The organism is Geitlerinema sp. CS-897 (assembly GCF_028368005.1).
Lineage (GTDB): Bacteria > Cyanobacteriota > Cyanobacteriia > Cyanobacteriales > Geitlerinemataceae > Baaleninema > Baaleninema simplex.
In genome coordinates this window covers 1-7,017 of record NZ_JAQNCQ010000105.1, presented here as the reverse complement: position 1 = coordinate 7,017, position 7,017 = coordinate 1, and the positions used below count along the sequence as shown (strand labels likewise).

At 53.8% G+C, this 7,017-nt stretch carries 8 protein-coding genes; 5 read left to right on the top strand and 3 right to left on the bottom strand.

What is annotated here, in order from left to right; all coding sequences use genetic code 11:
• Positions 1-265: 265 nt before the first annotated feature.
• From POG22_RS06305 to guaA, 4 genes are all read left to right on the top strand, one after another.
• Positions 266-622 (top strand): hypothetical protein, encoded by a 357-nt coding sequence (locus POG22_RS06305; RefSeq protein ID WP_498904239.1) that lies wholly within the window; start codon positions 266-268, stop codon positions 620-622.
• Between the two features lie 105 nt (positions 623-727).
• Entirely contained in the window at positions 728-949 is a 222-nt protein-coding gene (locus POG22_RS06300) for a hypothetical protein (protein WP_498904238.1), read from the top strand.
• Positions 950-978: 29 nt separating this feature from the next.
• The gene (locus POG22_RS06295; RefSeq protein ID WP_498904236.1) at positions 979-2,019 is read left to right on the top strand and encodes a permease; all 1,041 of its coding nucleotides are present in this window, start codon (positions 979-981) and stop codon (positions 2,017-2,019) included.
• Between the two features lie 309 nt (positions 2,020-2,328).
• Positions 2,329-3,945 carry a glutamine-hydrolyzing GMP synthase gene (gene guaA / locus POG22_RS06290; RefSeq protein ID WP_063718247.1) on the top strand — a complete coding sequence of 539 codons (1,617 nt, stop codon included), beginning with the start codon at positions 2,329-2,331 and terminating at the stop codon, positions 3,943-3,945.
• A gap of 164 nt (positions 3,946-4,109) precedes the next feature.
• On the opposite strand, the gene egtD is transcribed toward guaA, so the two are convergent.
• The 3 genes from egtD to POG22_RS06275 all read right to left on the bottom strand — a co-directional run bounded on the left by egtD (position 4,110) and on the right by POG22_RS06275 (position 6,211).
• Positions 4,110-5,171 carry an L-histidine N(alpha)-methyltransferase gene (egtD, locus tag POG22_RS06285; protein WP_498904234.1) on the bottom strand — a complete coding sequence of 354 codons (1,062 nt, stop codon included), beginning with the start codon at positions 5,169-5,171 and terminating at the stop codon, positions 4,110-4,112.
• 129 nt (positions 5,172-5,300) lie between these two features.
• Positions 5,301-5,585, bottom strand: coding sequence for a hypothetical protein (locus tag POG22_RS06280; RefSeq protein ID WP_498904232.1), 285 nt, complete (start codon positions 5,583-5,585; stop codon positions 5,301-5,303).
• Positions 5,586-5,650: 65 nt separating this feature from the next.
• Positions 5,651-6,211, bottom strand: coding sequence for a thioredoxin family protein (locus POG22_RS06275; protein WP_498904231.1), 561 nt, complete (start codon positions 6,209-6,211; stop codon positions 5,651-5,653).
• 247 nt (positions 6,212-6,458) lie between these two features.
• Here POG22_RS06275 and POG22_RS06270 point away from each other — a divergent pair, with 247 nt between their 5' ends.
• Positions 6,459-6,863: an NIL domain-containing protein gene (locus POG22_RS06270; protein ID WP_017658511.1), complete on the top strand. Its 405-nt coding sequence runs from the start codon at positions 6,459-6,461 to the stop codon at positions 6,861-6,863.
• The last annotated feature ends 154 nt before the right edge of the window (positions 6,864-7,017 follow it).

The window sequence follows — 7,017 nt, the reverse complement described above, 5'->3', positions numbered from 1 at the left end:
GCGATCGCGATCGCAACGCCGTCCGATTCTAAGTCAGTAGAATCAAAGCGAGTTCGGTCAAAACCCGAACCACGTCCAAATCAGTTCGGTCGCAAAGCGATTGGAGACCTCCTCGAGCCATCAATACAAGTTGGAATAGAGAACTTCAGCTCTTGACACCGACCGTCGCGAACCGTCGCGATCGAACGGGACGACTCCTCTGACACCCGATCGAAAACAACCGTCTTCTACCGATCGATGAAGCGACCCGTCCGTACAGTTGAAAATGCCAAAACTGCTCGAAAGTCCGATCGCTCTGAGACTCTTGCCGTATTACGCGATCGAGCTGGCGATCGCGTTTGTCGGCGTCACCGTGGCGTTAACTTTGCTGTACCGCAACACATCGATCGCCTTACAGCTCGACATGAGAAAACCGCAACACCTCATCCCCATCATCGTCCTGTCGAAATTCCTGTGGGACGATTTCCGACCCTGGCTACGACCCCAGTTCGACCCAGAAACCGAAGACCTGCGAGGGCGCGTCGTCGATTCTGACGTAGGCATTCCCGCAGCGATCTCGATCGCCGAAGGGGAAGCCGAATTTTCGAGGGTTCTCCCGGTCGAGCAACCGTCCCCGACTTGAATCGCCGTACCTTTTCCGTTCGGCAGACGTGACGGAGTCCTACTACATCGGGACGCCCCAACCCAGTTCATCTCGAGTCAATCTTTACACGAAAACCCAGGTCTTATGAGAGCTTCCATTCGCCGCCGCCTCGAACCGTCTTCGCAACTCCAACCTCCCATCGCGTCCGTCACCGCATCGACTCGTCGGCGCGTTCTCGAACAGACCGCCACGTCTCGGACGATCTCGCTGACAACCCTCGTATGGTCGCTATTTCTTAAGAGCCAACCGTCAGTCGATCCGATCGTCGTAAGCGATCGCGACTTGGGAACTGGCAGAGTAAAGTAGAACAACTGAGGTTCGCGGTTCTTACTCTGATGGCGCAGCTCAATCCTGCCGTAACTGTTTTTCTCAGCCTGCTCGTCGAAGCCCTGCCGTTTTTGTTGTTGGGCGTGTTGCTGTCGAGCGCTTTACTGCTGTTTGTCAACGAGCGAAAACTCGTGGCCGTTATGCCGCAGAATCCCCTGCTCGGCGCGATCGTCGGCAGCAGTATCGGATTTCTCTTTCCCGTGTGCGAATGCGGTAACGTTCCCGTGGCGCGTCGGTTGTTGGCTCAAGGGGTTCCTCCAGCGGTGGCGATCGCGTTTCTCTTGGCTGCCCCGACCATCAATCCCATCGTCATTTGGTCGACCTGGGTGGCGTTTCGCGACCAGCCCGAAATCGTCGTGTGGCGCGTTTTGTTGTCCCTCGCCGTAGCCACGATCGTCGGCGTGGTTTTCAGCGTCCAGAAAGACTTGCGGCCGCTGCTGCATCCCGTTCTCGCGCGCAGTATTCCCTCGAAAGCGTTACCGCCGTCTGGAGAAGACGATCGCGATCGCCCGGTGTTATTGCGAAAAGGGACTTATCTCCTCGGCGGTGGCGAGTTAGGTCGCGATCGCCCCATCGCCCTCGACGAAGCGGCTTTGTTAGCGGCCAATCCCAACAGCGGACTGCTCGTCGGTCGTCCGGCTGCGTCGCGGTGGGTGTTGTTTCTCGACAATACCGTGCGGGAACTGCGGGAACTCGGGGGTGTTTTGGTAGTGGGGAGCGCGATCGTGGCGGTCGTTCAAACCGCCGTTCCTCGCGATGTTATCGTCAGCTTGGGACAGGGAACCGTCACGCCCATTCTCGCCATGATGCTGCTGGCGCTCGTAGTGTCGATTTGTTCGACTGTCGATGCGTTTTTTGCCTTGTCTTTTGCCTCGACCTTTACCAGTAGTGCGTTGTTGGCGTTTCTCGTTTTCGGACCGGTTATCGACTTAAAAAGTATCGGTTTGATGCTGTCGGTATTTCGACCCCGCGCCGTATTTTACCTGTTTGCGTTGGCGGCCCAACTCACCTTTTTCTTTACCTTAGCTCTGGCCTTGTACGTCAGTTGAGGGGGCGATCGCTCGGGGGGTTTGTTCGTTTGCCCGAATTCGATTTACACTAGGAGGTTATAACTCGTATAAATTGACCTGCCTTGTTTGTTGGGGGTCGATCTACAGGCGATCGACTTGGGCGATCCGGCATCGCAACGCTTTCGAGATCTCCAACTGTACCGATCGCGTTAGGCAGACCCCGTTTCTCAGGAGCGAGGTAGCCGATCCAAAAAGACTCGCCACCCCCACAGGTACGTCAGGCACTCGACGAACGCACTCCGGGGATCGGAAACGCGATCGACCGTCTTACATCAACACCAGTAGCTCATGACTGCTTCAACCCAGACCCCTCAACCCAGCCCACTCCAAACCTCGATCCGAGACCTACAACAACAACTCGTCGTCATCCTCGATTTCGGGTCTCAGTATTCAGAACTGATCGCGCGTCGTATTCGCGAAACCCAAGTGTATTCAGAAGTGTTGTCCTATCGCACCAGTGCGAGCGATTTACGGCGTCTGAGTCCGAAAGGCATCGTTCTCTCCGGCGGCCCGAATTCCGTTTACGACGATTTCGCTCCCGAATGCGATCGCGAAATTTGGGATCTCGGCATTCCGGTGTTGGGGGTTTGCTACGGGATGCAACTGATGGTCAAACAACTCGGCGGCGGCGTCGAGCGAGCTGACCGAGCTGAATACGGCAAAGCCTCACTACATATCGACGATCCCACTGACCTGCTGACGAACGTAGAAGACGGGGCGACGATGTGGATGAGTCACGGGGATTCGGTGACGAAATTACCCGAAGGCTTTGAAATTCTCGCCCACACGAACAATACTCCCAACGCGGCGATCGCCGATCACGACAAAAAACTCTACGGCGTACAGTTCCACCCGGAAGTCGTCCATTCCATTGGCGGCCAGGCGTTAATTCGCAACTTCGTGTACCATATCTGCGACTGCGAACCCACCTGGACGACGGAAGCCTTCGTCGAAGAAGCGACGCGGGAAATTCGCGCCAAAGTCGGCGACAAGCGGGTGTTACTGGCGTTGTCCGGCGGTGTGGATTCCTCGACGCTGGCGTTTTTGCTGCACCGCGCGATCGGCGACAACCTTACCTGTATGTTCATCGATCAAGGGTTCATGCGGAAGTACGAACCCGAACGATTGGTGAAGTTGTTTCAAGAGCAGTTTCACATTCCCGTCGAATATGTCAACGCTCGCGAACGCTTTTTAGCAAAACTCGAAGGCGTGACCGACCCGGAAGAAAAGCGCCGCCGCATCGGTCACGAGTTTATCCGCGTGTTCGAGGAAGAATCCCGACGCCTCGGACCGTTCGATTATTTGGCGCAAGGGACTTTGTATCCCGACGTGATCGAGTCGGCCGATTCGAATATCGATCCGAAAACCGGCGAACGGGTGGCGGTGAAGATTAAGAGCCACCACAACGTCGGCGGCTTGCCGAAAGATTTACAGTTCAAGTTGGTCGAACCTCTGCGGAAACTGTTTAAAGACGAGGTGCGGAAAGTCGGGCGATCGATCGGCTTACCGGAAGAAATCGTAAAGCGGCATCCGTTCCCCGGCCCCGGTTTGGCGATTCGGATTTTGGGAGAAGTGACCGCCGAACGGTTGAAGATTTTACGGGATGCAGACTACATCGTCCGTCAGGAAATCAACCGCCACGGGGTTTATCACGATTTTTGGCAAGCGTTTGCGGTGTTGTTACCGATTCGCAGCGTCGGCGTGATGGGAGACAAACGCACTTATGCTTATCCGATCGTGTTGCGTTTCGTGTCGAGCGAAGATGGAATGACGGCGGATTGGTCGCGGGTCGATTACGATTTCCTCGAACTCATTTCTAACCGGATTGTGAACGAGGTTCCTGGTGTGAACCGCGTGGTTTACGACGTCACGTCTAAACCCCCCGGAACGATCGAGTGGGAGTAGTTTTTTACGGAAGCGTGAAGAGGGAAGAGTACAGAGTATTCGTATTCTTTGGCGATCGTAGCGTCCTTGCAGACAAAGACGCTGTAGTGTCGGTTTCCTCTTAGAAACTGATGAAACCCTCGGCATCTCCACGATACCGAGGGTCTGACGAAACAGGGTCGGCGTTACTGTTTTTGGGAGAGAATAACGCCGAACCAATGGTTTTCGTCCGTCCAACTCCGAACGGGAGACAAACCCTTATTTTTGAGATCGGCTTGCATTCCATCGAGGTCGAACTTACGAGAAATTTCTGTAAGAATGGTTTCTTCTGCTGCAAACTCGACCGTTAAATCGAGGTCTTTTAAAACCGCAGTTTGTACTTTTTGACTGCACAAATGCATTTCGATTCGAGATTCTTTTTCGTTGAAAAATGCCCAATGCTGAAACTGACTAGGGTTGAAATTGCCATCAAAGCGAGAGTTGAGATGGCTTAACATATTTAAATTGAATTGTGCCGTTATATTTTGGCTGTCGTTATACGCTGCTTCGAGGATAGATTTGGGTTTGCGTAAATCGACCCCCAACAGAAAATATTCACCGGGATTCAACGCTCGAGACACGCGATCGAGAAATTCATCGCACTCGTTCGGCGTTAAATTGCCGATGGTACTGCCTAAAAACAGGATTACGCGCGTGGGAAACGAAGTCGGTGGTAGGCGATCGAGCGCTCGTTCGTAAGTTCCTACCAAACCGCGTACCGATAAAGTCGGATAGTCGTCTAACAGTGCGTAGGCACTTTGTTCGAGTATCCCGCCGCTGACATCGATGGGTAAGTACGCCAGATGACCGTTGGACGAGTTGTGTAACTGGCTGTAAGCATCTAGCAAACGACGGGTTTTCGTGGAACTGCCGCTACCGAGTTCGACTAAATCGGCCGGCCCCGTTAAGTGGGCGATGTCGTCGGCGTAGCGACGCAAAATTGCCGCTTCCGTGCGCGTCGGGTAGTATTCGGGAAGTTCGCAAATTTGCTCGAACAGTTCCGAACCGCGATCGTCGTAAAAATACTTGGGAGGTAGGGTTTTCGGAATTTGTGTCAGTCCGCACACCACATCTGCACCCGGTTCGCCATCGGCTTCAGAGGCAACCTTCCCATCGAGTAAATTGTCGATTTGAAGGCGCGATCGCATCGCGGTTGTCTCTGGCGCGAAACCGGAAAAATTCGGGGCTGGGGAGTTAGAAACTTGCATGCAACCTGTATTGCTCTACAGTTGACCCTTGGAACGGCCGCGAACTCGCGACAAAATTCCAAGTTTCGTGACATTTTCGCATTTTCAGAGGCAGTTTCCCAGGTGAAACCGCTGGAGTCGCCTCGGATCTTAGGTTTGCCGCAAAAACTCCACGCGGGGCAGTAGCGGATCGCGCACGACGGCGAGTCCTGCATAACTCCAGCGTTGGAGAACCCCTTTCAACTGAGTTGGTGAAATCGATTCGACTGCGAGTTGGTCTTTGTATTCCTCGGCGTACTTGTTAATGTAGCTGAGGGCGTCAAAGTGTTCGGAAAACATCAACATAAAGCGATCGGCGCCTTCAGAATCGGGACGGGCGGATAGGTAAGACCCGTCTTTCCGAGAGCGGATGGCATAGTAGGTTTGAGAAAACATCGAATTCTTTGCCTCGATCGTCGCGAACCGTCAGAACGCCTCGATACCTCCTGTGACAGTATCTCTTACTGTACGTCAGACTGGACTTGAGAACCGTGACTGCGAGGATCGTCGGCGTTCGATTTTACGAAGGGGTGAAATTCGGAGGTTTTGCCCGTCGATTTGGCAAATGGTATCGTTCGGTCGAGTACGAGGGCGTCGAGGTTTTGTGCCACGATACGGCGAGGTTGTTCGCCGATGGCTTGGGCGATCGCGCGACCGTCGCGATCGAGAAAGACGAAATGAGGGATACCATCGACCTCGTACTCGGCCATCTCCGGCAACCATTTTGTATTATCGACGTTGAGCATGACAAAATTGACGCGATCGCGATATTCGTCTTTCAACGCGCCGAGGTCGGATGCCATTGCCTGACAGCTCGTACACCAGTCGGCATAAAATTCTAACAGCGTCGGCTGACCGTTAGAGAGCGCCACCTCGTAAGGCGTGGAGGTTTCCGCCAGTGTCGCCAACGTCGCCGTACCGCTTTGGGTGCGAACGCCCAAGACGATTAATACGCTGAGGACGATGGCCGCGAGGGCGACGATAAAGTTGCGAACGCGAGTTGCTAAATTAGACTCAGACATGATATTCGCGAGGACGTGAGAGTTCGTAATCGATTGAATCTGTGGGCTGCTGCTATGAGTCATGATAGAGCGATCGCCCGCATCGTCGCTTGAGGGGCGATCGCGCGAGACTCTCGAACCGTTCTCTAAATCTGAGATTCGTTAAGTTTGAATTCGTCAATCTCAAACAATTGTCAAGTTGTATTGAAAACCATCACATTTGGCTCTTTCAATCCAAACTCCGCCGTCTCACCTCATTTGAGTTACAGTGAAAAAGCGCGTTACCCTGAGCTTTCCCCGCCATTCCGTGCAAATGCCCGTCACCTACCGACTGGCGAAAGATTTCAACATTGCCGCTAATATTATTCGCGCCCAAGTCGCCCCCAATCAAGTGGGGAAACTGGTTTTAGAACTCTTGGGAGATATCGACGAAATTCACGAGGCGATCGAGTGGATGCGCTCTCAAGAAATTAACGTCTCGATCGCCAGCGGTTCGATCGAAATCGACGAAAATCGCTGTGTCGATTGCGGTCTCTGTACGGGAGTCTGTCCGACGCAAGCTCTGACGCTCGATCCCGAAACCTTCCGCCTCCAGTTTACGCGATCGCGCTGTATCGTCTGCGAACAGTGCGTTCCCACCTGTCCCGTCCAAGCCATCTCCACGAATTTTTGACATACTCACGCCCGCTGAAGCCGGGCGTGATTCTTGACGGTTCGACGCAACGTGCTACCGAAGTAGTCTTACGGTCGCTCCCCGTCCGTTTTAGGTCGTGCCGATGCCCCATGCCGACCATTTCTATGTTTCTCGCCGCGTTCTTGTCTCGGTC

Coding starts and splice junctions, on each gene's coding strand:
- POG22_RS06280 (WP_498904232.1), bottom strand. CDS start 5,585: ATGTTTTCTCAAACCTACTATGCCATCCGCTCTCGGAAAGACGGGTCT.
- POG22_RS06295 (WP_498904236.1), top strand. CDS start 979: ATGGCGCAGCTCAATCCTGCCGTAACTGTTTTTCTCAGCCTGCTCGTC.
- POG22_RS06300 (WP_498904238.1), top strand. CDS start 728: ATGAGAGCTTCCATTCGCCGCCGCCTCGAACCGTCTTCGCAACTCCAA.
- guaA (WP_063718247.1), top strand. CDS start 2,329: ATGACTGCTTCAACCCAGACCCCTCAACCCAGCCCACTCCAAACCTCG.
- POG22_RS06275 (WP_498904231.1), bottom strand. CDS start 6,211: ATGTCTGAGTCTAATTTAGCAACTCGCGTTCGCAACTTTATCGTCGCC.
- POG22_RS06305 (WP_498904239.1), top strand. CDS start 266: ATGCCAAAACTGCTCGAAAGTCCGATCGCTCTGAGACTCTTGCCGTAT.
- egtD (WP_498904234.1), bottom strand. CDS start 5,171: ATGCAAGTTTCTAACTCCCCAGCCCCGAATTTTTCCGGTTTCGCGCCA.